At 70.3% G+C, this 25,038-nt stretch carries 20 protein-coding genes and 1 pseudogene; 10 read left to right on the plus strand and 11 right to left on the minus strand.

What is annotated here, in order from left to right; all coding sequences use genetic code 11:
* Window positions 1–3 precede the first annotated feature (3 nt).
* The 8 genes from ACEZDG_RS36555 to ACEZDG_RS36590 all read right to left on the minus strand — a co-directional run bounded on the left by ACEZDG_RS36555 (window position 4) and on the right by ACEZDG_RS36590 (window position 8,287).
* Window positions 4–780, minus strand: coding sequence for an SDR family oxidoreductase (locus ACEZDG_RS36555; RefSeq protein ID WP_380518962.1), 777 nt, complete (start codon window positions 778–780; stop codon window positions 4–6).
* Window positions 777–1,835 (minus strand): zinc-dependent alcohol dehydrogenase, encoded by a 1,059-nt coding sequence (locus ACEZDG_RS36560; RefSeq protein WP_380518965.1) that lies wholly within the window; start codon window positions 1,833–1,835, stop codon window positions 777–779. The genes ACEZDG_RS36555 and ACEZDG_RS36560 overlap by 4 nt, the downstream gene beginning before the upstream one ends.
* On the minus strand, window positions 1,832–2,164 hold the full coding sequence (locus tag ACEZDG_RS36565; protein ID WP_380518967.1) for an L-rhamnose mutarotase: 333 nt from the start codon (window positions 2,162–2,164) through the stop codon (window positions 1,832–1,834). Before ACEZDG_RS36565 ends, ACEZDG_RS36560 begins: the two co-directional genes overlap by 4 nt.
* Window positions 2,161–3,015 carry an amidohydrolase family protein gene (locus ACEZDG_RS36570; RefSeq protein WP_380518970.1) on the minus strand — a complete coding sequence of 285 codons (855 nt, stop codon included), beginning with the start codon at window positions 3,013–3,015 and terminating at the stop codon, window positions 2,161–2,163. The genes ACEZDG_RS36565 and ACEZDG_RS36570 overlap by 4 nt, the downstream gene beginning before the upstream one ends.
* Before the next feature lie 29 nt (window positions 3,016–3,044).
* The gene (locus ACEZDG_RS36575) at window positions 3,045–5,030 is read right to left on the minus strand and encodes a hypothetical protein (RefSeq protein ID WP_380518972.1); all 1,986 of its coding nucleotides are present in this window, start codon (window positions 5,028–5,030) and stop codon (window positions 3,045–3,047) included.
* Window positions 5,031–5,122: 92 nt separating this feature from the next.
* On the minus strand, window positions 5,123–6,004 hold the full coding sequence (locus ACEZDG_RS36580) for a carbohydrate ABC transporter permease (RefSeq protein ID WP_380518975.1): 882 nt from the start codon (window positions 6,002–6,004) through the stop codon (window positions 5,123–5,125).
* Window positions 5,994–6,899 (minus strand): carbohydrate ABC transporter permease, encoded by a 906-nt coding sequence (locus ACEZDG_RS36585; protein ID WP_380519059.1) that lies wholly within the window; start codon window positions 6,897–6,899, stop codon window positions 5,994–5,996. The genes ACEZDG_RS36580 and ACEZDG_RS36585 overlap by 11 nt, the downstream gene beginning before the upstream one ends.
* Before the next feature lie 5 nt (window positions 6,900–6,904).
* Window positions 6,905–8,287: an ABC transporter substrate-binding protein gene (locus ACEZDG_RS36590; protein ID WP_380518978.1), complete on the minus strand. Its 1,383-nt coding sequence runs from the start codon at window positions 8,285–8,287 to the stop codon at window positions 6,905–6,907.
* A gap of 419 nt (window positions 8,288–8,706) precedes the next feature.
* Here ACEZDG_RS36590 and ACEZDG_RS36595 point away from each other — a divergent pair, with 419 nt between their 5' ends.
* The 3 genes from ACEZDG_RS36595 (at window position 8,707) to ACEZDG_RS36605 (ending at window position 12,317) form a co-directional block, all read left to right on the plus strand.
* The gene (locus ACEZDG_RS36595) at window positions 8,707–9,519 is read left to right on the plus strand and encodes a FadR/GntR family transcriptional regulator (RefSeq protein WP_380518981.1); all 813 of its coding nucleotides are present in this window, start codon (window positions 8,707–8,709) and stop codon (window positions 9,517–9,519) included.
* 289 nt (window positions 9,520–9,808) lie between these two features.
* Window positions 9,809–10,900, plus strand: coding sequence for a ricin-type beta-trefoil lectin domain protein (locus ACEZDG_RS36600; RefSeq protein ID WP_380518985.1), 1,092 nt, complete (start codon window positions 9,809–9,811; stop codon window positions 10,898–10,900).
* A gap of 28 nt (window positions 10,901–10,928) precedes the next feature.
* Entirely contained in the window at window positions 10,929–12,317 is a 1,389-nt protein-coding gene (locus tag ACEZDG_RS36605; protein ID WP_380518988.1) for a ricin-type beta-trefoil lectin domain protein, read from the plus strand.
* Between the two features lie 83 nt (window positions 12,318–12,400).
* Here ACEZDG_RS36605 and ACEZDG_RS36610 read toward each other — a convergent pair whose 3' ends face one another.
* Window positions 12,401–13,366, minus strand: coding sequence for an expansin EXLX1 family cellulose-binding protein (locus ACEZDG_RS36610; protein ID WP_380518991.1), 966 nt, complete (start codon window positions 13,364–13,366; stop codon window positions 12,401–12,403).
* 770 nt (window positions 13,367–14,136) lie between these two features.
* Between ACEZDG_RS36610 and ACEZDG_RS36615 the strand changes: the two genes are divergently transcribed.
* The 3 genes from ACEZDG_RS36615 to ACEZDG_RS36625 are packed head-to-tail and all read left to right on the plus strand — an operon-like array spanning window position 14,137 to window position 17,338.
* Window positions 14,137–15,246 (plus strand): sugar ABC transporter substrate-binding protein, encoded by a 1,110-nt coding sequence (locus tag ACEZDG_RS36615; RefSeq protein ID WP_380518995.1) that lies wholly within the window; start codon window positions 14,137–14,139, stop codon window positions 15,244–15,246.
* Between the two features lie 41 nt (window positions 15,247–15,287).
* On the plus strand, window positions 15,288–16,061 hold the full coding sequence (locus ACEZDG_RS36620) for an ATP-binding cassette domain-containing protein (RefSeq protein ID WP_380519062.1): 774 nt from the start codon (window positions 15,288–15,290) through the stop codon (window positions 16,059–16,061).
* Window positions 16,058–17,338 carry a sugar ABC transporter permease gene (locus tag ACEZDG_RS36625; RefSeq protein WP_380518999.1) on the plus strand — a complete coding sequence of 427 codons (1,281 nt, stop codon included), beginning with the start codon at window positions 16,058–16,060 and terminating at the stop codon, window positions 17,336–17,338. Before ACEZDG_RS36620 ends, ACEZDG_RS36625 begins: the two co-directional genes overlap by 4 nt.
* Before the next feature lie 65 nt (window positions 17,339–17,403).
* Here ACEZDG_RS36625 and ACEZDG_RS36630 read toward each other — a convergent pair whose 3' ends face one another.
* The gene (locus ACEZDG_RS36630; protein ID WP_380519003.1) at window positions 17,404–18,606 is read right to left on the minus strand and encodes an ROK family transcriptional regulator; all 1,203 of its coding nucleotides are present in this window, start codon (window positions 18,604–18,606) and stop codon (window positions 17,404–17,406) included.
* 52 nt (window positions 18,607–18,658) lie between these two features.
* Window positions 18,659–19,684, minus strand: a complete 1,026-nt coding sequence (locus ACEZDG_RS36635; protein ID WP_380519007.1) for a LacI family DNA-binding transcriptional regulator — start codon at window positions 19,682–19,684, stop codon at window positions 18,659–18,661.
* A 237-nt stretch (window positions 19,685–19,921) separates the two neighbouring features.
* Here ACEZDG_RS36635 and ACEZDG_RS36640 point away from each other — a divergent pair.
* From ACEZDG_RS36640 to ACEZDG_RS36655, 4 genes and pseudogenes are all read left to right on the plus strand, one after another.
* Window positions 19,922–21,185: pseudogene (locus ACEZDG_RS36640) on the plus strand (sugar ABC transporter substrate-binding protein).
* Between the two features lie 31 nt (window positions 21,186–21,216).
* Window positions 21,217–22,224: a carbohydrate ABC transporter permease gene (locus ACEZDG_RS36645; protein WP_380519012.1), complete on the plus strand. Its 1,008-nt coding sequence runs from the start codon at window positions 21,217–21,219 to the stop codon at window positions 22,222–22,224.
* Window positions 22,221–23,042 (plus strand): carbohydrate ABC transporter permease, encoded by an 822-nt coding sequence (locus ACEZDG_RS36650; RefSeq protein WP_380519017.1) that lies wholly within the window; start codon window positions 22,221–22,223, stop codon window positions 23,040–23,042. The genes ACEZDG_RS36645 and ACEZDG_RS36650 overlap by 4 nt, the downstream gene beginning before the upstream one ends.
* A 212-nt stretch (window positions 23,043–23,254) precedes the next feature.
* A complete protein-coding gene (locus ACEZDG_RS36655) occupies window positions 23,255–25,027 on the plus strand; it encodes an amylo-alpha-1,6-glucosidase (RefSeq protein ID WP_380519022.1) in 1,773 nt (590 codons plus the stop codon).
* Window positions 25,028–25,038 lie beyond the last annotated feature (11 nt).

Consider the following 25,038-nt stretch of genomic DNA (forward strand, 5'->3'; position numbering starts at 1 on the left):
CCCTCAACGGCCCAGCCAGCCCCCGTCGACGGGGATGAGCGCGCCGTGGACGTAGTCGGAGGCCGCCGAGGCCAGGAACACCGCGGCACCGGCGAAGTCCTCGGGCGCGGCCCAGCGGCCGGCCGGGATGCGGTCCAGGATGGCCGCGTTCCGGGCCGGATCCCCGCGCAGCGCCGCGGTGTTGTCGGTGGCGACGTAGCCGGGCACGATGGCGTTGACGTTGACCCCGCGTCCGGCCCACTCGTTGGCCAGCGCGCGGGTCAGCCCGGCGATGCCGGATTTCGCGGCGGCGTAGCCGGGTACGGTGATGCCGCCCTGGAAGCTGAGCAGCGACGCAATGAAGACGATCTTCCCGCTGCCGTGCTCCAGCATCCGCCGGCCCACCTCCCGGGTGAGCACGAACTGGCTGCTCAGATCGACGGCCAGGACATGGTCCCAGTCGGCGTCGCTGTGCTGGGCGGCCGGGGCGCGGGCGATCGTGCCGGCGTTGTTGACCAGGATGTCCACCGGGCGTTCCAATCGGCCGAGTTCGGCGGCCAGCTCGGTGACGGCGGCGCGGTCGGCGAAGTCGGTCCTGACGGTGCGGCATTCGCGGCCGAGCTTGGTGACCCGTGCCTCGACCTCGCTGCCGGTCGGCTCCAGGTTCGCGCTGACCGCGATGATGTCGGCGCCCGCGGCGGCCAGGGCCTCGGCGATGCCCAGGCCGATGCCGCGCCGGCCGCCGGTGACCACGGCCAGCTTGCCGCTCAGGTCGAAGGACTGCGGAAAGGTGTGGCTCATCGGGCGTCCGTCCCCTCGGTGCTGCGGCAGTCGACCAGGACCTTCATCACGCCGCCGCCCGACTCCAGCGCGGCGAACGCCTCGCCCGCCTGTTCCAGCGGGCTGATCCGCGAGATCAGCGCGCCGACCGTGATGTCCCCGTCGGCGATCAGGCGTACGGCGGTCTCGAAGTCGTCGCGTTCGTAGAGCCGGGCGCCGATCAGGGTGAGCTCGCGCCAGAAGAACCGGTGCAGGTTGACCTCGCGCGGTGCGGAGTGGATGGCGACCAGGACCAGGCGTCCGCGCACAGCCAGCACGTCCACGGCGGTGGCCACACCGGCGGCGGCCCCGGACACCTCGAAGGCCACCGCCGCACCGGCACCACCGGTCCACGCCTCGACCTCCGCGGTGACGTCCTGGCCGCGCGGGTCGAGGGTGGTCAGGCCGAGCTTCTCGGCGACCTCCCGCCGGAAGGGGTCGAGTTCGACCAGCCGCACCTCGGCTCCCGAGTGCCGGGCGACCAGCGCGATGAGCACCCCGACCGGGCCGCCGCCGACCACGACGACCTTCTCGCCCGGCTGCACATCGCCACGCCGTACATCGTGGACGGCGACGGCGGTCGGTTCGACCAGGGCCGCGTGGTCCAGCGGCACCCGGCTCGGGAGCCGGACCAGGGTCTCGGCCGGCACGGTCCAGCTGTTCTGCATCGAGCCGGTGGAGTCGATGCCGATGAAGTTGAGACGGTGGCAGATGTGCGAGTGCCCGGCCCGGCAGGCGGGGCACTCCCCGCACCGGGCCAGCGGCATGACGGTCACCGCGTCACCCACCTCCCAGCCCTCGACGCCCTGGCCGAGCTCCGCGATCCGGCCCGACATCTCGTGCCCGATGACACCGGGCGGGTTGACCCTGCCGTCCATCGTGCCGTGGAAGATGTGCAGGTCGGTGCCGCAGATCCCGGTGTAGGCCACGTCGATGCGGACCTGTCCGGCCGCCGGCGGGACCGGGGCGGACGCCTCGATCCGCAGGGACCCGGCGCCGGTGTAGGCGACCTGCCTGGTGGTTGCTGCTGCGGTCATGACTGCCTCGTCTCGTCCTGGTGCCAGATCTCGTCCATGACCGACCACTGCCGGTCGGCGTCGGACCAGGGCTGCTGACAGGGGTCGGTGAGCTTCCACCACTCCTGGGTCTGCGGATCGGCCTCCAGCAGGGCCATGTCCGCCTCGAAGTCCTCGCCGTGGTACTCGAGGTAGCCGAACAGCGTGTCCTCACGCAGGAAGATGCTGAAGTTGCGGATGTTGGCGGCCCACATGGCCGCCTCGACGGCGGGCCAGACGGCGGAGTGGAGCTTGAGGTACTCCTCCCGCTTCTCCGGCCGCAGGCGGATGGTCTGGGCAAGGCGTTTCATGCGAGGTCCTTTCCGTAGGGATCGTCGGGCAGCTGGTAGACCCGGGCGGCATTGCCGCGCAGCACCGCGTCGACGGCCTGCGCCGACTGCCCGGCCAGGGCGTCGAGCACCAGGTCGAGCCAGCCTCGGTAGTCGATGGCCTGGGTCAGCACCGGCCAGTCGCTGCCGAACAGGCAGCGGTCCGGGCCGAAGACCTCCAGCGCCACCCGCAGGTAGCGGCGCAGCAGCTCGGGGGAGGCGTCCCCCGGCCCGGCCTCGGTGGCGAGACCGGACAGTTTGCAGACCAGGTTGGGGTGGCGGCCGAGCTGCTCCAGGGCGCGCCGCCAGGCCGCGTCCCCGGTGCCGCCGACCGCCGGTTTGCCCAGGTGGTCCAGCACGATGGCGGTCTGCGGGCAGGCCGCCGCCAGTTCGTCGAGTTCGACGAGCTGACCGGCCCGGACGCAGGCGTCGAAGGGCAGTCCGGCGTCGCCCAGCAGGCGTACGCCGGTACGGAACTCCTCGTCGGCGGTGAAGCCGGCCGCCTCGTCCTGGATGTTGCGGCGCACCCCGACCACGAAGGGGTCCTCGCCATGACGCCTGATCAGATCCCGGGTTGTGGACCCGGCTTCGAGCGACACATGGGCGACGGCGCCGCGGATCCACGGGCGGGTGCGGGCCGCGTCGCGGATCCACTCGACCTCCGCTCCCGCCTGCCGCGGGACGCGCCCGGCCTCGACGAAGACCACTCCGGCAGCGGACGGCAGCAGGGGCTCCAGGTCCTCGGGGAGGAAGGGGCGGTCCAGCACCGTGCCGGGCAGCCACGGGTAGTCGAGCTGTCGCGGATCCCACAGGTGGACGTGGGAGTCGAGCACCGGCGGGCATGGGGCAGGGACCTCGGCGGTCATCCGCGGCCCGCCGGGTCGAAGGGAGTGCGGTAGGAGGGGGTGCGGGTGCGCAGGACCAGGTCGAGTTCCAGGCGGACGCGGGAGGAGGCCGGCAGTTCGACGGTGAGCCACGGTCCGTCGACGCTCGCGACCGCCTCGGTCACAGTGGGCTCCCCGTGCCCGTAGTCGTACATGCCCCCGATCCAGGAGGAGTCCGCGCAGGCGGTGTGGCGCACGCTGCGGATGGTGTGCTCGGCGCAGGCCCCGGCCTGCACGACCACGGTCCGGGCGGCCTGCGGGTCGAGGTTGACCAGTTCGACCGTGGTCGCTTCCGGATCGATGCGGGTGACCAGCGCGGCCACCTGCGGGGGCAGTCCAGGGCGGCGGGCACGGGCGTCGTAGTAGCGCACCCGGGCCTGCTGCAGCCCGCCGTTGTAGAGGACCTGGGGTGCGCCCCAGGTGAGTTGGACCAGGGCCTCGGTGACCACGGGATTGGACTGCTGCCAGACGTGGATGTCGGCCTCGGGCACGTCCAGGTCGCGGTACTTGTCCATCCGCGCCAGCCGGTGCCGGATCTGGGCCTGGGCGGCGGCCAGGATCCGCTCCGGGTAGTCGGGGTTGTCCCCGTCCAGGAACGCCAGCCAGGGCTCCTCGTGGCCGGCCTCCTCCTTGGTCCGGAAGGAGCGCACGGTGCGCCAGTCGTAGCCGCTGGCCTCGCGCAGCCGTTCCAGGCGGATGCGGTCCGCGTCCTGCGCGCTGTGGTGCCACAGCGCGGTGGGTACGGCGGCGAGCACCGGGTTGTAGTCGTGCCAGCCGCGGTCGCTGTGGCGCATCGGCACGTGCAGGGTGGGGGTGTCGACGTCCTCGCCCAGCACGGCGGTCCACCGGGAGCGCTGGCTGGTGTCCGACTCGGCGCTGGTCATGTTCTTGCCGTTGGCGATGACGGCGTCCAGGGCGGGCCGGACCATGTCGAGGAAGCCCTCGTCGCCGGTCGCGGTCGCGGCGGCCATCGCCGCGATGAGCGCGGCGGGGCCGATGGTGAACCAGCCGTGCGGCCAGGACCAGCCGTAGTGCGCCCCGTACCAGCGGCCGTCCAGCTGGCTGCCGACCTGCCCGTCGACGCCGACGTTGTCCGGGATGATCCCGCCGTTGGCCGCCGCGCGCTCGCGCCAGGCCCCGACGTACGCGGTGATCCACTCCCGGTAGCGCTCCTCGCCGGACAGGATCCAGGCGTTGAGGACCAGGCCGGCCGCGGCCAGGTTGACAGCGGTGTCGCCGGAGCCGATCCGGCGGCGCATCTCCTCGCCGAGCCGCGGGTCGTGCGCCAGGTCCGGGGTGGGCGAGCCGGGGGACAGCAGCCAGTCCAGCGGGTAGCCGTAGGTCTCGGCCTCCTGGGGCAGCCAGGGGTAGGCGTCGCCGTCGAACAGCCCTTCGCGCTCCGGGTCGCTGCCGTTGTGCGGGCCGCGGATGATGCGGTGCCCGGGGTCGTAGTTGCCGTGCGCGGGGTCGGTGTACAGCTCGGCGAAGCGCAGGGCCCGCTCCGACCAGCGCTCCGGGGCCGCCATCGACAGGAAGTAGAGCAGCAGCAGGCTCTCGCCCTGGTGGAACCAGTCGTAGCCGCGCTCGTACTCGTCCTTCAGCATGCCCAGTTCGGTCAGTTGCCGGGTGACGCCCTCCCAGTGGTGCTCGGCGGCCTCCAGCAGGTCGTCGGCCCCGCCGAGCAGGTAGAGCTGGGGCCAGTTGAAGAAGACCTCGTAGAAGTCGTCGGCGCCGTCGCGGGAGGTCAGCTCGTTGCGGTAGTTGAGACCGCCGTCCTCCCCGGTGTAGTCGCGGGCGAACCGGCGCCAGGAGTGGTCGAGCAGGTCGAACAACTCCCGCTGCGCGACGGCCCAGCCCGGTGGTTCGAGCAGCGGGACCGAGGCGGTGATCCCCGGTGGCGACGGTACGGTCCTGGCTGCGTCGGCGGGGTCGGCCGGGGCGGGGCCGGACGGGTTCTGGGGCATGCGGGGATCTCCTTGGGCAGGTTGCGTCGGCACGGCGACGCGCCTCGGGCGTCGGGCGCGGATCGGACGTGCGGTGGATCGGTACGCCGCGGTCAGTCCTTGGTGGCTCCGGCGAGCATTCCGGCGATCAGGAAGCGCTGGGAGAACAGGAAGACGGCCAGCACCGGAACGATCGCCAGCAGGGTGGCGAGGGCCAGTTCGGGGCGCAGGACGGCGGACTCGCCCACGGTCGGGTTGAACGAGGGCACACTGTCGAGCAGGGTGCCGAGACCCACCTGCACCGGCATCTGGTCCGACGCGGGGAGCATCACGTAGGGCAGGAAGTAGTTGGTCCAGTTGGCCACGAAGCTGAAGAAGCCGACCAGGGCCACCACCGGGGTCGCCAGCGGCAGGGCGATGTGGCGGAAGGCCCCGAACTCGCTGCAGCCGTCGATCCGGGCTGCCGCCAGCAGGTCCTTGGGCAGGGCGGTGCTGAAGTAGATGTAGGTGAGGTAGACGCCGAACGGGTAGAACGAGTACGGCAGGATGATCGACCACATCGAGCCGATCAGGTGGACCGCGTTGACCTCCAGGAACAACGGCACCACCAGGGTGGCGTTGGGCATCAGCATCACCACCAGCGTGGCGACCAGCAGGGTGTGCCGTCCGCGGAACTCGGTCGTCGCCAGGGCGTATCCGGCCGGCACCGCGACCACCAGCGTGATGACCAGCGCGACGCCCGAGTAGAGGGCGGAGTTGCGCAGCCACAGCATGATCGCGTCGTTCTGGAATCCGGTCAGCGCGTCCCAGTTGGCCCGCAGGGCGTGCAGGGAGCCGAAGGAGAGCGGGTTGTTGTGCACCAGCTGGTCGTCCGTCTTGGTCGAGGCCAGCACCAGCCAGACCACCGGCAGCACGAAGAAGACCAGGAACAGGATGAGCAGTGCGGCGGTGAGCAGCTTGGTCAGCGGGCGCCGCGACCTGATGTCATTCGGCATCGAAGAACCCCGACCGTGCGACGAAGAAGGTGGCGACCACGAGTCCGACGATGAGCAGCTCGACGGACACCGCGGCGGCGCCGTTGACGTTGTTCATCTGGAAGGCGAGGTCGTAGGACAGCTGGTTGAGCGAGTAGTCCCGGCCGGCCACGCCGACACTGGCCTGGGAGAGCAGCTGCGGTTCGACGAACAGCTGGGCGCCGCCGGCGAAGGCGAGGATCACCATGTAGACGATCCACTTGCGCAGCAGCGGGATCTGGATGTGCAGGGCGGTCCGCCACGGTCCCGCCCCGTCGATCCGGGCGGCCTCCAGGATGTCGGTGGAGATGTTGTTCAGTGCCCCGTACATCACCACGATCCAGCCCCCGACACCGGTCCAGAAGGCGATGAGGGTGAACAGGACCGGCAGGTGGCCGGGGGCGATGACACTGCCGAAGGTGGGGAACCCCAGTGCCCGCAGCAGGAAGCTGACCGGGCTGACCGTGGGGTCGAGCATGAACAGCCACACCATCACGCTCGCCGCCCCCGCCAGCGCGCCGGGGATGTAGAAGAGGAAGCGTAGGCCCCGGCTCAGGCCCTGCGAGGTGAGCCGGTGCAGGACCAGGGCCAGCACCACCACGAGCACGACCAGGGAGACCAGCCAGAAGAGCAGGTAGAGCGCCACATGTCCGACGGCGGGCAGGAACCGGAAGTCCGCGGCGGCGGCGGTGAAGTTCCCGAGCCCGGTGAAGGCGCCGTCGGCGTTGGTGAAGGCGAAGTAGATCGCGTAGACCGTGGGTACGATCCCGAAGGCGGCCAGCAGGACCACGTACCCGGCGATGAAGGCGTAGCCGCCCCGGGCCCGCCGGGGCGCACGCGGGGCGCGCGACCCGGCGGTATCGGACGACGTATTGATCGATGTCACTGGGAGACCTTGTACCCGTCGGCCTGGGCGTAGTGGGTGATGGCGGTCTGCCAGGCCGGCAGCATCGAGACGATGGACTTGCCGGAGGTCAGGCCGGGCTTGACGGTCGCCGCCCAGATCGCCTCCTGGCTGAACTGGCCGTAGCCCCAGTCGGACCACACCTGGTTCGCCGCGGCCTGCAGCGGAGCGGTGATGTCGTTGGCGTAGTAGCCGCCGGCCTTCTGAGCGGCCAGCCAGGTGCTGGCGGCGGAGGTCGAGGCCGGGTAGCCGGGCGCGAGCTTGCCCTGGTAGTCGTCCGAGGTGGTGACCCAGGTCATGAACGCGGTGGCCGCCTTGAGGTGCGCGGAGTGCGCGGACAGCAGCCAGGTCCCGCCGCCGACGTTGCCGACCGTGGGCTGGGTGTCGCCGCTCCACTGCGGCATCGGGGCCGTGGCGATCTGCTTGGCCGGGGTCTTGAGGGTGCTCTGGAACACCGCTCCGCCGTACCAGGCCGGACCGGGCATCAGCAGGACCTTGCCGCCCTTGTTCTTGTCGAAGTCGGTGCTGAACACACCGCTGACCGACATCGAACCCTTCTTGATCAGGTCGTCCAGCAGGCCGGCCATCCTGGTGCAGTTGGCGCTGCCGGTGTTCACGGTGACCGCCTTGGGGCCGGTGATCTGGTTCGCGCCGCACTTGCCGGCCCACAGGTAGATCTCCGGGGCGAAGGTGTCGCCCGCGTCGCCGACCAGGTAGCCGGGGTGCTCGGTGGCGACCTTGTCACCGAGCGCCTGGAACTGCTCCCAGGTGGTGGGGACGGTGTACCCCCACTTGTCCATCAGCGGCTTGTTGTACCAGAGCACCGTCTGGGAGAGGTCGTTGCGCAGACAGTAGACCGTGCCGTTCACGGTGCACGGGTTGTTGGCACCGGTGGCGAAGCCGGAGAGGGTCGAGGCGGAGATCAGGCCCTGGTTCAGCGGCGCGGTGAATCCGGCCTGGACGGCCCAGGAGGCCTCGTTGTTCTGCGAGCTGAAGACCACGTCGGGCCAGCCCTTGCCGGTGCGGTTGAACAGCTGGACCTTGGTCTGCAGGTAGTTCGACCCGTTGGCGTCCCCGTCGTAGGTGACGATGTCCATCTTCACCGAGGGGTTTTCCTTCTGGTACAGCTTCGCTGCGGACAGCCGGTCGGAGTCCACCCAGACCGTCAGGGCGCCGTCGCTCTGCGCGGCCTGCTTGAAGCCGCTCGGGGTGCTCGACGCGCCCCCGCCACCGGTGGGGGTGGCCGCCGCGCAGGCCGAGGCCAGTGCCAGGGTCAGCGCCGCGCACGAGGCCAGCAGGGCGCCGCGGCGCCGGCTGGAGTGGGATCTGCCGGTGGGGGCGGCGCCGGTCGTTCTGATCATGGACTGCTCCAACTTCTCGTGGCACCCACCCGATGAGTGGGCAGCAGGGGTGGTCAGGCTGCTGATGTGTCGTATCCATATGGCGCCGCTTCCGCGCGCACCAGTCCTCTGCCTACCTGGTGCGATGGTCGTCCCGCCCAGGTCAAGGGGGAGGAGGTGATCTCGTGGCGGTGAGCTCCTCGGCGGCAATTAACCTCCCCTTAATCGCGCCAGTCAAGATAATGAGCACGCCTATTTCAGGGATCTACGATCAGCATGGCCGAGTTGTGGAGCCATTTGTCATGGTTTGCACCTCTGACTGCCACGAATGTGCTGTCCATGCCAAGAATGTGTCCTACTTATTCTCTTGCAGAAGGAGTAGTCTGGGGCGAGTGCCCAGACGGCATCCGACGTTCTGTCAGACGCATGGAGGAAAACCGATGGATAGTGCTTCCGCGCTGACCGGCGACTCAGTCTCGGAGCCGGGCACGACCGCGGGCGCTGCTGCCGGGCCGAAGGACGCCGAGAGCACGTCGGCGGCCGGCGCCTACCGGCCCGGGTACGAGCTCGTCGCCGGGCAGGTGCTGGAACTCATCGCGGAGGCGCAACTCCAGCCGGGCGACCGGATGCCCACCGAGAACGCCCTGGCCGAACGGCTCGGCACGAGTCGAACCGTGGTCCGGGAAGCCGTCAAGATCCTGTCCGCACTGGGACGGGTCCGTGCCCAGAAGGGCCGCGGCCTGTATGTGGCCGACGACGAGGGAATGCTCGGCCTCCGCCGCTGGGGCGGGTTCTTCCTGCCCACCGACCTCGGCCATGTCTACATGCTCTTCGAGTTCCGTCGGCTCCAGGAGATGGAGGCCAGTCGGCTGGCCGCCGGACGCGCCACTCCCGCGGAACTGCGCGCGATAGAGGAGGCCGCGGAGACCTGCAAGCAGGGGCATCTCACCGACCGGGCGCCCCTGTTCGACCAGGGCGACGACGACTTCCACATCAGCGTGGCCACCGCGTCGCACAACGAGTTCCTGGTCGCCGCGGTGCGCGAGGCGCGCCGTCTGCAGCGGCAGTCCAGCACCATCGGACTTCGCGGTGTGATCGGTGACCACGCCGCCGGGGCCGTCGCCGAACACGCAGCGATCTTCCAGGCCATCCGGGACGGAAACGCCGAGGCCGCGGCCCAGGCCGCCGCGACGCACCTCGACAAGACCCTTGAGCACTACCAGCGCGACATCAAGCGACGCCTCTTCGGCTGAACCGGGCCGGCCGACGTCTCCTGGAAAGTTTCCCCAGGTAAGTTTCGCGGCAGCACCTGCGCCGAAGGCGCCATGGGTTGACATGGCGTGCACAGCGATGGAGGCTGCGGCGGTCGGGTGCGGGACATTCGCATATTTTGTTAGCGCTAACAAGCTTCGCTCGACGTCTGCATCTGTACATGCCGAAATGTCCTCATTTACTGACCCGTTCGGCCGGTCGAAACATTCGAATCGATTCGTATTCAACGAGGAGATCATGAAGAGGCACACGCTTCCCTTACTGGCGGCCATGACGGCCGTGCTCGGAATGGGCACCGCACTGCCGGCGATGGCGGCCAACGGCGCGGTGACGTCCTCCGCCGCCGCGGCCACCCCGCTGCGGCTGATGCCGCTCGGCGACTCGATCACCTGGGGCGTCGGAAGCCCGTCCGGGAACGGCTACCGGAGTTTCCTGTGGGACCGGCTGGCCGCCGAGGGCCACAGTTCGGACTTCGTCGGCTCGGGCCGCAACGGCACCATGGCCGACCCGGACAACGAAGGCCACTCCGGGTGGCGGATCGACCAGATCGCCGGGATCGCGGACTCGGTGATGGCCCGTTACCAGCCCAATGTGGTCACTCTGGAGATCGGCACCAACGACCTGAACGGGAACTACCAGGTCCCGACCGCGACCGACCGGCTCAGCGCGCTCATCGACCAGATCACCAATGACACGCCCGGCGTCACCGTCCTGGTCGGCACCCTGATCGTCTCCACCAGCGGCACCGAGGAGCAGTACCGGCAGGCGTTCAATACCAAGCTGCCCGCGATCGTCCAGGCGAAGCAGGCGGCCGGCCGGCACGTCCGGCTCGTCGACATGAGCGCACTGACGGCCGCGGACCTGTCCGACACCCTCCATCCCAACGACAACGGCTACAGCAAGATGGCCGATGCCTTCAACACCGGTGTCCAGGCCGCCGATGCCGCCGGCTGGATCAAACCGCCCGGTGGCGCCGCCGGTCAGGTGCGGTCCGGGGTCGCCGGGAAGTGCCTGGACGTCAACTCCGGCAGCGGCGCCAACGGGACCGCCGCGGACATCTGGTCCTGCAACGGCGCCAACGGTCAGATCTGGTCGGCGCGTTCCGACGGAACCCTGCGGTCGCTCGGCAAGTGCCTCGACGCCACCGCACGCGGCACCGCCAACAACACCAGGATCGAGCTCTGGGACTGCAACGGCGGATCCAACCAGCAGTGGCAGCCCTACAACGGCGGCTACCGCAACCCGGCTTCCGGCCGGTGCCTCGACGACCCGGGCGCATCGACCACCGATGGCACGCAGCTGATCCTGTGGGACTGCAACGGCGGTGCCAACCAGCAGTGGACCGCGCTGCCGGTGTCCTGACCACCCCGAGAAGAAGGAGGAAGAGCGAATGAGGTACAGATCCCGCCTGACGGCGTTCCTGGTCGCGGTGACCCTTGTCCTGATCGGTGCCGGGACCGCGATGAGCAGCACCCTCGGCGCCAACGCGTCGGGGACGGGCGTCAGTCCGGCCGCGGCGACCGCCGGCTGCGGCAAGGCCCCCGCGCTGGCCAGCGGTACGCACACCATCCAGAGCAGCGGCCAGAGCCGCAGCTACATCCTGAGGGTCCCGGCCAACTACGACAGCTCCCGCCCGTACCGGCTGATCTTCGGATTCCACTGGGTGGGCGGCACCGCGAACGACGTGGACTCGGGTGGGACCGACGGGTACAACTGGTCCTACTACGGTCTGCGGCGACTGGCGGACAGCGCGAACAACGGCACGATCTTCGTCGCGCCCCAGGGCATCAACAACGGCTGGGCCAACTCCGGCGGTCAGGACGTCACCTTCGTCGACGACATGACCAGCCAGCTCGAGGCAGGGCTGTGCGTCGACACCACGCAGGTGTTCTCGGCCGGCTTCAGCTACGGCGGATCGATGACGTACGCGCTCGCCTGCGCCCGGCCGGCGGAGTTCCGCGCGGTCGCGGTCTACTCGGGTGCGAACCTCAGCGGGTGCAGCGGCGGGACCCAGCCCGTCGCCTACATGGGCCTGCACGGGATCAGGGACAACACCCTGCCCATCGCCAACGGCCGGGCCCTGCGTGACACGTTCGTCAGGAACAACGGCTGCACCCCGCAGAATCCGCCGGAGCCGGCGTACGGCAGCCTGACGCACATCATCACCACCTACTCCGGATGCAAGGCCGGGTACCCGGTCGTCTGGGCCGCGTTCGACGGAGCGGGCCACGACCCCGGCCCCATCGACGGATCGACCGGGGACGGCTGGCACACCTGGACCTTGGGAGCGGTGTGGAGCTTCTTCACGCAGTTCCAGTCCGCCCCGCCGACCAGCCCGCCGCCCACCAGCACCCCGCCCTCCAGCCCGCCGCCGAGCGGTCAGCCGACCAGCAATCAGGAGATCGTGGGCCAGCAGTCCGGCCGCTGCGTCGACATGAACGACTCCACCACGACCAACGGCGCCCAGGCGCAGCTGTGGGACTGCAACGGCCGGTCGAACCAGCGGTGGACCTACACCGCCGGCAAGCAGCTCATGGTCTACGGCAACAAGTGCCTGGACGCCTCGGGCCAGGGGACCGCCAACGGCACCGCCGTGGTCATCTGGGACTGCAACGGCCAGGCGAACCAGCAGTGGAACATCAACGCCAACGGGTCGATCACCGGAGTGCAGTCGGGGCTGTGCCTCGACGCCACCGGAACCGGCACCGCCAACGGAACGAAGATCCAACTCTGGGGCTGCTCCGGTGGAGCGAACCAGCAGTGGAGCCTCAGGAGCTGACCCCGGTTGCGGTGTCCGCGCGGCCGGTCCGCGTCGGACACCGCAACACCTGCGGCCGAGGGCCGGCCGCAGGCCCAGTGCGGTCAGTGCCGGGCGAACTGGACCCGGGTCGGTTGCACGGCGTCCGGTCGCAGGGCGATCCCGTTGACCGTCAGTTTCTCCCCGTAGATGTCGGTGACCCTGATCGCCCCGCCGCACCCGCTGCCGTCGGCGGAGAGGAAGTAGTTGTAGTCGGTGCGGGGGAGCCGCCGCCACGCGCCGGCCGTCCGCACCTCGAGCTCCGCGACCGGGTTGCGGTGGCCGATCACCTGGATCCCGCACCACCAACGGGTCGAACCGGTCTTGTACCGGATGGACATCGTGCCGATGTCGGCTGGGCTCAGCAGGGTCCAGGTGATCGGGAGGCGGCCGACCGAGAGCTTGGCGAGCTTGGCGAACGCCTGTTGGCTGAGGTCCAGTTGGCCGACCGCGCAGGGCAGCGGGCACTCGTTGACGATCCGCACCGTGAGCGTGGCTCCGTTGCCCGCGCGCACCAGCACGTAGTCCCCGCAGGCCTTGCCCGCCTCGTAGTCGGTGTAGTTCATCGCCGCGACCATGAGGTCGGCGGACGGCCCGAACAGGCACGACCCCCCGCCGTCACCAGCGGCGTAGGCGGTCGCGACCCCGTGGTAGGTGACCGCGGGTCTGATCCGCCCGGCGAGCGGCGCCGCGGCGGATGCGGCACGCGCGGTTCCGTTGGCCGACGCAGCAGCCGACGCGGAAGCCGAGGCAGCGGCCGAGGCGGACGGGGTTCTCACCGCGGACGGCCGGGAGCTGGTTCTCGTGGCGTCGGGCTCGGCGACCGGAGCCGCGGAGCCGGGCGGGGTGCTCGCCCGGACGGCCCCGACCGGCGCCGCGGCGGGACTCCCCGGGCCGGTCCCGCCTCCCGACAGGAGCGAGACCGCCAGGGCCACCAGTAGTCCGACTGCCGTCAACGCCAACGGGATGCCCGTGATCAGCCCGCGCCGCCCGCGCCACGGCCGCTGGGTGGCGTGTCTCCTTGCCGTCATGCCTGTCCATTCGGTAGGTCGAGTCAATGCTGCACCACTCAGTGGCCACCGAGGCCGGAAAGGTTGCCGCCGCCGCCATGGTTCACCGAAGGTCGGGAGCCCCCCCGCTCCCGCGAAACCTGATGCGCGAGGCGTGCGAGGACGTGGAACTGCTGAACCGTCATCGCGCGCTGCGGTGGAGTCGGCGTGGTCCGGCACGACGGGGCGGACCCGGTGCGGATGCACAACTGCTGGCCCGTGCCGATTCGGTGGTCCCGCTGCATTCGGCCGGGCGGCCCCGACGGAATTCTGCACAGCGCTGCCGCGGGGACGGCGGAGGCGGATTTCCGCTGGCCGAATTCCTGAATTCCGGCGTAATGCATCCTGGGGCGAGTGCGCGCAAGGAGGCACCCCCGGCGCGCACTCGCTCCACAATGCGCGGAAATCTGCGCGGACAGATCGGGCGGGTCGGATTCCTTCGGGGTTTGGCTTGATCGAAGAGATACCTCTCCCCAGATTGCCCCGGCAGTCACGAGTTTCGAAGCAACTTGTGATCGTGTCAAGACACTTGGAGCGGCCGATGGGCCGAGTTAAGTACAAAGTCGTCCATACGGAGAGTAGTCACGCACACGCGGAGTGACCGAAACATCTTTCGAAATTGCATGTACGCACGTCAGCGAATCCCAGTCGTCCCCCGGCTGAATGGAAATGTGCCACGCCTTGTCAGGCCCCGTCGCCACGGATAGGTTGCGGTCGGAAACTTGCCCTATTCCTTGAAAGAGTGATCCGTCATGCGTAGCAGAGCCCTCCTACCGGTCACCGTTTGCGCGGCCTTCGTCATGGCCGTCTCGGCCTGCGCCAGCTCGAAGACCGTCAGCGGTGGCAGTCCGGCGTCGAGTGGGGCCAAGGCCGTCTCCAAGGGAAAGATCGGAGTGATCCTCCCGGACACCAAGTCCTCGGCCCGCTGGGCCAACGACGACGCGCCGCTGCTGACCGCGGCGTTCAAGCAGGCAGGAGTCTCCTACGACATCCAGAACGCCCAGGGCGACGCGACACAGATGCAGACCATCGCCGACCAGATGATCACCTCGGGCGTCACCGTGCTGGTGATCACCAACCTGGATTCCGGCTCCGGCAAGGCCATTGAGACCAAGGCCGCCGCCAACGGCGTGGCCACCATCGACTACGACCGGCTGACCCTGGGGGGCAGCGCGCAGTACTACGTCAGCTTTGACAACGTGGCCGTGGGCAAGCTCCAGGGACAGGGCCTGGTGAACTGCCTGCAGGCCCAGGGGGCCAAGAAGCCGGTCGTGGCCGAGCTGAACGGATCACCCACCGACAACAACGCCACCCTGTTCGCGCAGGGGTACAACTCGGTCCTGGACCCGCTGTACGCCAATGGCACCCTGGTCAAGGGACCGAACCAGTCCGTCCCCAACTGGGACAACCAGCAGGCCGGCACGATCTTCGAGCAGATGCTGACCGCGCAGCCCAACATCGGCGGCGTCCTGTCGGCGAACGACGGTCTGGGCGGGGCGGTGATCGCCATCCTCAGCAAGAACCACCGCAACGGCAAGGTGCCCGTCACCGGCCAGGACGCGACGGTCAGCGGCTTGCAGGACATCCTTGCGGGGGACCAGTGCATGACGGTCTACAAGGCGGTCAAGAAGGAGGCGAGCGCGGCGGCCGAGCTCGCGGTGGCCCTGGACAAGGGCCAGAAGCCGGCCGCCCCGAACCAGACGTACGACCCTGTGGGCAAGCGCCAGGTCCCCTCGGTCCTGCTCACACCCGAGGCCATCACCAAGTCCAACATCAAGGAGGTCATCGGGGACGGCTATGTGACTCGCGCGCAGCTGTGCACCGGCGCCTACGCGGCACTGTGCACGGCGGCCGGGCTCTGACGGTGCCCGTGACACCAGGAGAACCCGCGCAGAACACCCCCCTGCTCGCGCTCCGCGGGGTGAACAAGAGCTTCGGAGCCGTCCAGGTGCTGCGGGACGTGGACTTCACGGTCTACCCCGGCTCGGTGACCGCACTGGTGGGCGACAACGGGGCCGGGAAGTCCACGCTGGTCAAGTGCATCGGCGGGATCCACGCCATGGACAGCGGCCAGTGCGAGTTCGAGGGCAGGCCGGTGCGGCTGCACGCTCCTCGCGACGCCGCTTCGCTGGGAATCGAGATCGTCTACCAGGACCTCGCCCTGTGCGACAACCTGGACATCGTCCAGAACATGTTCCTCGGCCGTGAGCGGCGCGGACGCTGGCGGCTGGACGAACCGGGCATGGAGCAACTGGCCCTGCGGACACTGGACTCGCTGTCCGTGCGCACGGTCACCTCGGTGCGGCAGAAGGTGGCCCGTCTCTCCGGCGGCCAGCGTCAGACCGTGGCCATCGCCAAGGCCGTGCTGTGGAACAGCAGGGTGGTCGTGCTCGACGAGCCCACGGCCGCGCTCGGAGTGGCCCAGACCGCCCAAGTCCTGGCCCTGGTACGCAGGCTGGCCGATGCCGGACTGGGCGTCGTGCTGATCTCCCACAACATGAACGACGTCTTGCAGGTGTCCGACCGGATCTGCGCGCTGTACCTCGGCCGAAGCGTCCAGGAGGTGCTGACCTCCGAGGTCACCCACAGTCAGATCGTCGAGCTGATCACCACCGGCCGGATCGGGGCGGCGGCCGACTCCCCGGTCCCCGGCACAGAGCACAAGGGGGCACCATGAGCGGCACCAGGCTGGACCCGCCTGCGGTCGACGAGTCGGACGGCGGGGTCCCGGGGGCCGTCGTGCCGGACGGGGTGGCGGAGCATCTGCGCGCCTACCTCAGGCAGTTGCGCAACGGGGAGATGGGCGCGCTGCCCGCCCTCGGCGGCCTGGTCGCCCTGTGCGTCGCCTTCTCGATCATGCGTCCGGACTTCCTGTCCGCCGGCAACTTCGCCAACCTGTTCACCCAGGGCGCGGCGGTGACCGCGATCGCGATGGGCCTGGTCTTCGTGCTGCTGCTCGGGGAGATCGACCTGTCCGCGGGATTCACCTCCGGGGTCTGCGCGGCGCTGATGGGGACGCTGCTGTCGGAACACGGCACCCCGTGGTGGCTGGCCGTGCCGGCGGCGCTCGCGGCCGGGGCACTGATCGGAGCGTTCCTGGGTGTGGCGGTGGCCAAGATCGGCATCCCCTCCTTCGTGATCACCCTGGCGGCGTTCCTGGCACTGCAGGGCGTCGTCCTGATCATCATCGGCAGCGGAGGGAACGTCGCGATCCGGGATTCCACCGTCACCGCGATCGACAACGACAACCTCTCGCCCGCGGTGGGCTGGGCGCTGCTGGCGGTGGCCCTGGCCGGGTACGCGGCGGTGCAACTGGCGACCCGCAGGGGGCGCCAGGCCAAGGGGCTTCCGCTGGAGCCGTTGGCCCTGGCGGGCCTGCGGGTGGCCGTCTTCGCCGCCCTGGGGGCCGGGGCGGTGTACGCGCTGAACCTGGAGCGCTCCAGGAACCCGGCGCTGGTCTCGCTGCGCGGGGTGCCGATCGTCGTACCGATCCTGGCGGGACTGCTGGTGGTGTGGACCTATGTGCTGTCCAGCACCGCCTACGGCCGGCACATCTACGCCGTGGGAGGCAACGCGGAGGCCGCCCGCCGCGGCGGGGTCAAGGTGTCCCGGGTGCGGATCTCCGCCTTCGTCGTGTGCTCCACCATGGCCGCCGTCGGCGGCGTCATCGCCGCTTCCCGGGCCACCTCGGTGGATCCCAACGCGGGCGGCAGCAACACCCTGCTGTACGCGGTGGGCGCCGCGGTGATCGGCGGCACCAGCCTGTTCGGGGGCAAGGGACGGGTGGCCGACGCGGTACTGGGCGGCGCGGTGGTGGCGGTCATCGACAACGGCATGGGCCTGATGGGCTACAGCGCCGGCGTCAAGTTCGTCGTGACCGGGTCGGTACTGGCCCTGGCGGCCGGGGTCGACGCCCTCAGCCGCAAGCGGTCGGCCGGCGCCGGCGGCGGCTGACCGCACGCGGTGCCGGTGCCCCGGGTCCGGCCCGGGCAGCACCGGCACCGCGCCGCGCGTCCGGTTCAGGCCAGGAGCGGCGGCCCCGAGCGTGCGTTCGTGCCGGTGGCCAGGGCGTCCGGTGCGGTGTTCAACAGGATGCCGGCCGCACCGCGCACCTCGGCGGCGGCACCGAGTCCGCCGGCGACCACCCGCACCCGACGGCGCGCGGCAGGCAGGGCGTACCTCTCGATGCCCCTGCGGATGGGATCGAGCAGGATCTCGCCGGCCCAGGAGAAGTCGCCGCCGATGATCACCAACTGCGGGTCGAGCAGGGTCACCGTGGTCGCCAGGGCTCGGCCCACAGCCTCCCCGGCCTCCCGGACGGCGGTCTGCACGGCCGGCTGTCCGCTGTCCAGCAGCGCCGAGAGGTCGTCGGGGTCCACCTGCCGGCCCCAACTACGGGACAGCAGACGGGCGATCGAGGTGGGGCTGGCCACGGTCTCCAGGCAGCCCCGGTTGCCGCACCGGCAGAACAGGCCGTCCGGCACCACCTGCAGATGCCCGATCTCTCCGGCCAGCCCGCCGCCACCGGTCAGCAGCCGCCCGTCGGCGATGACGCCGGCTCCGATGCCGGCCGACAGCCGGATGTAGACCAGGTCGTCGACGCCCTGACCCGCTCCGTACAGCCACTCGCCGATGGCGCCCGCGTTGGCGTCGTTGAGCAGCTGGGTCGGCAGCCCGGTGCGGGCCGCCAGTTCCGCCGCCGGATCGACGTCGACCCATCCAGGCATGATCCCGGACGCGTCCAGCGTGTCGCCACCGCGGTGCACCGGGCAGGCTATGCCCACTCCCAGGCCGAGGACCTGCCGCGATGAGATCCCGCTGTGCGCCAGCCCCTCCGCCACGGTCCGGGTGACCAGCGCCAGGGTGCTCTCGGGGTGCGCGTCCACGTCGTTGTCCACCCGCCGCTCCCACACGACGTCGCCGCTCAGATCACAGACCACGACATGCAGATGGGTACGGCCGATGTCCGCGGCCGCGGCGTACGCGGCATGGGGAAGGACGGACAGGGTCTGGGCCGGGCGGCCGTTGGCGCGGCCGTCACGCGCGGCCTCCTCCTCTCCCACCAGCCCCTCGGCGATGAGATCGAGCACCACGGAGGACACGGTGGCCCGGGACAGGCCGGTCAGGGCCTGCAGTTGAGGACGTGTGGTGCCGCCCGTCCGGTACAGCGCCCGCAGCACCCTGGCGCGGCCCTCGTCCCGCAGGTTCAGCACAGCCGTCATCACACACCCTCCTCGTGGCCGCGACTCTACCGGCAGGCCGTGCGGGCCGCGGTCATCCGCGGTGCGGCCTGGACGGGGCGGGGGCCGTGCTGGAGCGCAGGGAGACGGGCGGGGCCAGGAGGATGTTGCGGAAGGGCGCCGTCGGGTCGGCGATGCATTCCAGCAGGAGGTCCATGGCCTGGGCGCCCATGTCCTGGGCCGGCACGTCGGCGGCGGTGAGCGGGGGCCGGAACTCCTCGGCCCAGGTGCGTCCGACGACCCCGGTCAGCGAGAAGTCCTTGGGCACGGCCAGTCCGGCCTCCTCCAGGCCGCGCTGGATCCCGGGCAGCGCGGCCTCGTTGATGGTGGCGGCCGCGGTGGTGCCGGGGTGGTCGCGCAGCAGTTGGGCGATGCAGTCCCGGCCGGCCAGGACGTCGTCCCCGCATTCCACGTCGATTCCCTGGATGCCGCGCTGGGCCAGCGCGGCAGTGAAGCCCTCGCGGGCGCGGTGCCCCGGCCCGTAGCCGGCTGCCACCAGCGCCGCCGAGCGGTTGATCAGGGCGATGCGGGTGTGTCCCAGGTCGGCGAGGTGGTGCACGCACTGGTTGATCAAGGTGGCGTAGTCGACGTCGATCCAGCGCATCTCCAGGGCCCGGGCGGTGTGGCCGATGCCGACGAAGGGGATCCCGGTGTCCTGCAGGCGCCGCACCCGGGAGTCCTCCAGCCGGATCTCCATCAGGATGACCCCGTCCACCCGCCCACCGGACAGCAGGCGTTCGAAGGAGCGGTCGTGGTCCCCTCCGGAGGGGGACAGCAGGACATCGAGGTCGGCGTGCCCCGCGGCTTCGACGACGCTGGCCACGAACCCCAACTGCATGTGCGTCAGCCGGGTGCTGGCCGGGGGGATGACCAGGCCGATGGTGCGGGTCCGGCCCTCCTTGAGGGCGCGGGCGGCGGCGTTGGGCCGGTAGCCGAGTTCGTCGATGACGTCCTGGATGCGCTTGCGGGTGGCTGCGGAGACCGAGCGCTTGCCACTGAGGGCGTAGGAGACGGTGCTGCGCGACACGCCTGCGCGGCTGGCGATCTCTCCGATGTTCATCGCTGTCCTCAATGCAGAGTGTCGAACCGATTCCGGCGACATTAGTGCGCATCACCCCAAGTAACAAGCCGCAGCGCGGGTGTCCCAGGAAGCTCCGTGCCGGCGCCCGTCGACGAAGTGCGCTCAAGTCCTTGACGGCCGCGGAGGGCAGACCTAGGGTCCTGTCGAACCGATTCGCGCAATCGATTCGACTTGGATTTGCCCCCGTCAGACCGTCAGACCGAAGGGTTCGGTGCCATGAACAGATCCATCGCGTTGCGGCTCGCCTCCGCCTCGTGCGCGGCCCTCGTCGCCGCCTCCGGCGTCACCGCGTGCTCCTCCTCGGCGACGACCGCCTCCGCCGGTGGCGGCGGCGGGTCCTCCGCGGCGGGCGGGACCTACACCGTCTGGGACCCGTACCCCCAGTTCGCCGCGGGTTCGGCATGGACCAGGCTGCTGGACGGCTGCGGCACCGCGGCCGGGGTGACGATCAAGCGCACCTCGTTCGACACGGGCGACCTGACCAACAAGGAGCTGCTCGCGGCGCAGCAGGGCAACTCCCCGGACGTGCTGATCGTCGACAACCCGGTGGTGTCCACCCTGGCCGAGGCCGGTGTGCTGACCACGACCAAGGAGAACAAGGTCGACACCTCGGCGGTGGCGCCCAACCTGCTGGCGGCCGGCCAGAGCGGCGGGGACACCTACGGCATCCCGATCGGCGCGAACACCCTGGCGCTGTACTACAACAAGGCGGTCCTGAAGGCCGCCGGCGTGGACATCAACACGGTCAAGGACTGGCCCTCGCTGACCGCGGCGCTGACGAAGGTCAAGGCCGCGGGCAAGAAGGGCATCACCTTCTCCGCGATCGGCACCGAGGAGGGCAGCTTCCAGTTCCTGCCCTGGTTCTGGGGCGCCGGTGCGCAGCTCACCCACCTGGACTCGGCCCAGGCCGCCTCGGCGCTGTCGCTGTGGACCGGCTGGGTCAAGCAGGGCCTTGCGCCCAACTCGGTCATCAACAACACCCAGACCACCAGCTGGCAGGAGTTCGCCACCGGCGGGTTCGCCTTCGCCGAGAACGGGACCTGGCAGCTGGCCAACGCCAAGAAGGCCGGTTTCGACTACGGCGTGATACCGGTTCCCGGTAGCTCCGGGGGCGACGCCCCGGCCCCCACCGGCGGTGAGTTCGTCACCGTCCCGGTGCAGAAGAAGTCCGACCGCTACAGCGTCTCGGACAAGCTGGTGACCTGCCTGACCAGTGCGGACAACTCCTTGGCCACCGACACCACGCTCTCCTACATCGCTGCCACCCAGGCGGTGCAGGACAAGCAGGCCGCCGCGGACCCCGGCCTGACGGCATGGGTCGCCGCGGTCAGGGCCGCCAAGGGCCGCACCAGCGACAACCTGGGCACCAAGTACCCCCAAGATCTCCGAGCAGCTGTGGACCGCGGTCCAGTCGGCCCTGAGCGGATCGAAGACGCCGCAGGCGGCCCTGGCGGCCGCGCAGTCGGCCGCCGCCCAGTAGCACCACCAGCCGCGAGGACCAGGACCAGCCGATGAACGACACAGCACAGCCACCGGAGCAGAGGACTGTGCGCGGCAGGGACGGGGCGGTCACCGCCGCCCCGTCCCCCGGACGCGACAGAACCGCACGCGACAGAACCGCACGCGGCGGACGAGGCCCGCGTTCCCCGCAGTGGGCGGCCTGGGGATTCCTGACCCCGGTGGTGGTCTACCTCGGCGTGTTCTACGCCTATCCGCTCTACCGCAATCTCGACCTGAGCCTGCGCGACTACACGGTCCGCTCCTTCGTGGACGGCGACGCCCCCTTCACCGGCTTCGCCAACTACCGTGCCGTGCTGGACGATCCCACCTTCCGGCCGGCCCTCGAACACACGGTGCTGTTCACCGCGGCCAGCCTGCTCCTCCAGTACGGCATCGGCCTGGCGCTCGCGGTGTTCTTCACCCGCCACTTCCGGCTGTCGGCGACCCTGCGCGCGCTGTTCCTGGTGCCCTGGCTGCTGCCGCTGATCGTGTCCGCCTCCACCTGGTCCTGGATGCTCAACAGCGACTCGGGCGTGGTCAACTCCGTCCTGCACTGGGTCGGCATCAGCCCGGTCAACTGGCTCACCTCCCCGAGCTGGTCCCTGGTGTCGGTGACCGTCGCCAACATCTGGATCGGGATCCCGTTCAACCTGGTCGTCCTCCACAGCGGGCTGCAGGGCATCCCGGACTCCCTCTACGAGGCCGCCGCTCTGGACGGGGCGAACCCCTGGCAGCGCTTCCGCCACATCACCTTCCCACTGCTGCGCCCGGTCTCCGCGATCACCCTGCTGCTCGGCCTGGTCTACACGCTCAAGGTCTTCGACATCATCTGGATCATGACCAGGGGCGGCCCGGTCGACTCCTCCACCACGCTGGCCACCTGGTCCTACCGACTCGGCTTCGGCAGCCTGCTGCCGGCCTTCGGCCACGGCGCCGCCGTCGGCAACCTGCTGGTGCTGATCGCCCTGGTCTTCGGCCTGGTGTACATCCGCGTCCAGCGAAAGCAGGCCAACGCATGACCGCACGTCACACCACCTGGCCGAGGACCGTGCTGGGCCTGCTGCTGACCGGGGCCATGCTGTTCCCGGTCTACTGGATGGTCAATGTGTCCTTCACCCGCGACCAGGACATGCGGAAGACCCCACCGGACTGGTTCCCGCTGCACGGCACCCTGGACGGCTACCGGGCGGTCCTCCACGAGCAACTCCCCTACCTGGGAACCAGCCTGGCCATCGCGCTGGGCACGGTCGTGCTGACCGTGGCACTGGCGGCCCCGGCCGGCTACGCCCTGGCGAAGCTGCGCCCGCGCGGCGGCGGGGTGATGGGCTTCGTGCTGCTGGTCGCCCAGATGATCCCCGGCATCATCATGGCCATGGGCTTCTACACCATCTATCTGAAGCTCGGGATGCTGCAGTCGGTGCCCGGCCTGATCGTCGCCGACTCCACCATCGCGGTCCCGTTCGCCGTCCTGATCTTCACCGCCTTCATGGACGGCATCCCCGGCGAACTCCTGCAGGCGGCGAAGACCGACGGGGCGGGCAGTCTGCGCACCTTCTGGTCGATCGTCCTGCCGATGAGCCGCAATGCGATCGTCACCGTCTCGCTGTTCGCGTTCCTGTGGTCCTGGTCCGACTTCGTCTTCGCCAGCACCCTGGACGGCGGCGGCGCCCACGAGCCGATCACCCTCGGCATCTACCACTACATCGGCAACAACAACCAGCAGTGGAACGCCATCATGGCCACCGCCGTGATCGCCTCCCTGCCCGCCACGCTGATCCTGGTCCTCGCCCAGCGCTACGTCGCCGCCGGCGTCGCCGCCGGAGCCGTCAAGGACTAGGGGGTGTCTGACGGATCTCCGCGGCGTCGCGGCGCCCGGCACGCACGCTCGCCGCGTTGCCGAAACGCCCTGGTAGCTCCGCTACAAGGACGCTCCGGCGCCTTGCGACCGCACGCACCGGACACCGCTCCTTCACCCGCGGAGATCCGTCAGACACCCCCTAACCCCCGACCCGCCCCCACACTCCCCGCACCAGAAACGAGTGCCCTGCGATGACCGACGCCCCCGCCGGCCCGGCCTTCAACATCCGCGACATACCCTTCAGCAGGTACGGCTCCTGGTTCGACATCTCACCCGTCACCGGCGAGCACACCCGCGCCGAGGACCTGCACCTGGTGTCCCACCAGAACGGCATGCACCCCGTGCTGCGCCTGATCCCGCTGGCGGCCCCGCTCGGCCGGCGGGCCGAGACGCGCTGGGACGCCGCACCGGGGAGGCTGAGCTGGACCGGCCAGGACGGGCACATCGAACTGGCCTACCAGGCCGCCGACATCCTGCGGCTGCGTGGCACCGGCCTGAGCCTGAGGGTGACCGCCGGCGCGGAACAGCTCACACCGTTCAGCGGCACCTTCTTCTTCCACGACCCGGCCGACGACTCCTATGTGTTCACCTCCTACGAGACCGGTCGGCGCTACCGCGTCACCGTCCTGACCGGGCAGGCCGTCGACGTCCAGGGAGGCGAGGCGCTCGGAACGGCCCAGCGCGGGCTGACGCTGACCAGTGGCGGCAGCAGCGTCTGGGAGGCGGCGGTCGAGGAACTCGACAGCGCCCGAACCCCGTACACGCCGGCTGCCACCTACGAGCAGGTCGCGAACCGGGCCGACCGGGACTTCAGCCGCTTCGCCGACGAGGTCGCCCCCTGGCGCACCGGGGACACTCCGGCCGCCGAGCTGGCCGCCTACGTGGTGTGGTCCGCCACCGTGCGCCCGGCCGGGTTCCTGGGGCGTCCGGCCGTGCTGATGTCCAAGCACTGGATGGACAAGGTCTGGAGCTGGGACCACTGCTTCAACGCCCTCGCCCTCGCCCCGGGCGCCCCCGGGCTGGCCTGGGACCAGTTCCAGATCATGTTCGACCACCAGGACGAGAGCGGCGCGCTCCCGGACTCCGTGACCCACTCCGAAGTCCTCTACAACTTCGTCAAGCCCCCGATCCACGGCTGGGCCCTGCGCCGCCTGCGCCGGCGCCTGCCCCGGCCGCTGGACCGCGCCGAACTCACCGAGGCGTACACCCGGCTGGAGCGGTGGACCAGGTTCTGGCTCACCGTCCGACACGCCCCCGACCAGCTACTGCCGCACTACCAGCACGGCAACGACAGCGGCTGGGACAACGCCACCACGTTCGACCCCGGCCGCCTGCAGACCACCGCCGACCTGGCCGCGTTCCTGGTCCTGCAGCTGCGCGAGCTGGCCGACCTGGCCACCGAGCTGGACCACCCCGACCGGGCCGCCGACTGGGCCCGCACGGCGGACACGATCCAGACCGCCATGATCGAGGAACTCTGGACCGGCGACCGCTTCCAGGCCCGCCCACCCCGCACCGGCACGGCCGCGACCAGCCTGAGCCTGCTGGACCTGATGCCCATCGTCCTCGGCGAGCACCTGCCCGGCGACATCAGCACCCGGCTGGCCGAACACATCGAGACCCACCTGACCGCCCACGGCCTGGCCACCGAGCGGCCCGACTCACCCCACTACCAGGCCGACGGCTACTGGCGCGGGCCCATCTGGGCGCCCGCCACCGTCCTGATCGAGGACGGCCTGCGCCGGGCCGGCCACGACCGCCTCGCCGACGAGATCAGCGCCCGTTTCCGTACCCTGTGCGAGACCTCCGGCTTCGCCGAGAACTTCGACGCCCTCACCGGCGAGGGACTGCGCGACCGCGCCTACACCTGGACCGCCAGCAGCTACCTGCTGCTCGCCGAGGAGCACAGCCGGCGCACCCGCCCCCGGAAGAACGACGACCACCGGAGCACACCGCAGCGCTAGGGTCCGTCCGC

Origin of the sequence: Streptacidiphilus alkalitolerans, from assembly GCF_042511045.1 — a bacterium.
Classification (GTDB): domain Bacteria; phylum Actinomycetota; class Actinomycetes; order Streptomycetales; family Streptomycetaceae; genus Streptacidiphilus; species Streptacidiphilus alkalitolerans.

What these genes read in the sequence shown, in the direction of transcription:
- ACEZDG_RS36555 (WP_380518962.1), bottom strand. Translation starts at nt 780, where the DNA reads ATGAGCCACACCTTTCCGCAGTCCTTCGACCTGAGCGGCAAGCTGGCC.
- ACEZDG_RS36560 (WP_380518965.1), bottom strand. Translation starts at nt 1,835, where the DNA reads ATGACCGCAGCAGCAACCACCAGGCAGGTCGCCTACACCGGCGCCGGG.
- ACEZDG_RS36565 (WP_380518967.1), bottom strand. Translation starts at nt 2,164, where the DNA reads ATGAAACGCCTTGCCCAGACCATCCGCCTGCGGCCGGAGAAGCGGGAG.
- ACEZDG_RS36575 (WP_380518972.1), bottom strand. Translation starts at nt 5,030, where the DNA reads ATGCCCCAGAACCCGTCCGGCCCCGCCCCGGCCGACCCCGCCGACGCA.
- ACEZDG_RS36580 (WP_380518975.1), bottom strand. Translation starts at nt 6,004, where the DNA reads ATGCCGAATGACATCAGGTCGCGGCGCCCGCTGACCAAGCTGCTCACC.
- ACEZDG_RS36590 (WP_380518978.1), bottom strand. Translation starts at nt 8,287, where the DNA reads ATGATCAGAACGACCGGCGCCGCCCCCACCGGCAGATCCCACTCCAGC.
- ACEZDG_RS36595 (WP_380518981.1), top strand. Translation starts at nt 8,707, where the DNA reads ATGGATAGTGCTTCCGCGCTGACCGGCGACTCAGTCTCGGAGCCGGGC.
- ACEZDG_RS36600 (WP_380518985.1), top strand. Translation starts at nt 9,809, where the DNA reads ATGACGGCCGTGCTCGGAATGGGCACCGCACTGCCGGCGATGGCGGCC.
- ACEZDG_RS36605 (WP_380518988.1), top strand. Translation starts at nt 10,929, where the DNA reads ATGAGGTACAGATCCCGCCTGACGGCGTTCCTGGTCGCGGTGACCCTT.
- ACEZDG_RS36610 (WP_380518991.1), bottom strand. Translation starts at nt 13,366, where the DNA reads ATGACGGCAAGGAGACACGCCACCCAGCGGCCGTGGCGCGGGCGGCGC.
- ACEZDG_RS36615 (WP_380518995.1), top strand. Translation starts at nt 14,137, where the DNA reads ATGCGTAGCAGAGCCCTCCTACCGGTCACCGTTTGCGCGGCCTTCGTC.
- ACEZDG_RS36625 (WP_380518999.1), top strand. Translation starts at nt 16,058, where the DNA reads ATGAGCGGCACCAGGCTGGACCCGCCTGCGGTCGACGAGTCGGACGGC.
- ACEZDG_RS36630 (WP_380519003.1), bottom strand. Translation starts at nt 18,606, where the DNA reads ATGACGGCTGTGCTGAACCTGCGGGACGAGGGCCGCGCCAGGGTGCTG.
- ACEZDG_RS36635 (WP_380519007.1), bottom strand. Translation starts at nt 19,684, where the DNA reads ATGAACATCGGAGAGATCGCCAGCCGCGCAGGCGTGTCGCGCAGCACC.
- ACEZDG_RS36645 (WP_380519012.1), top strand. Translation starts at nt 21,217, where the DNA reads ATGAACGACACAGCACAGCCACCGGAGCAGAGGACTGTGCGCGGCAGG.
- ACEZDG_RS36650 (WP_380519017.1), top strand. Translation starts at nt 22,221, where the DNA reads ATGACCGCACGTCACACCACCTGGCCGAGGACCGTGCTGGGCCTGCTG.
- ACEZDG_RS36655 (WP_380519022.1), top strand. Translation starts at nt 23,255, where the DNA reads ATGACCGACGCCCCCGCCGGCCCGGCCTTCAACATCCGCGACATACCC.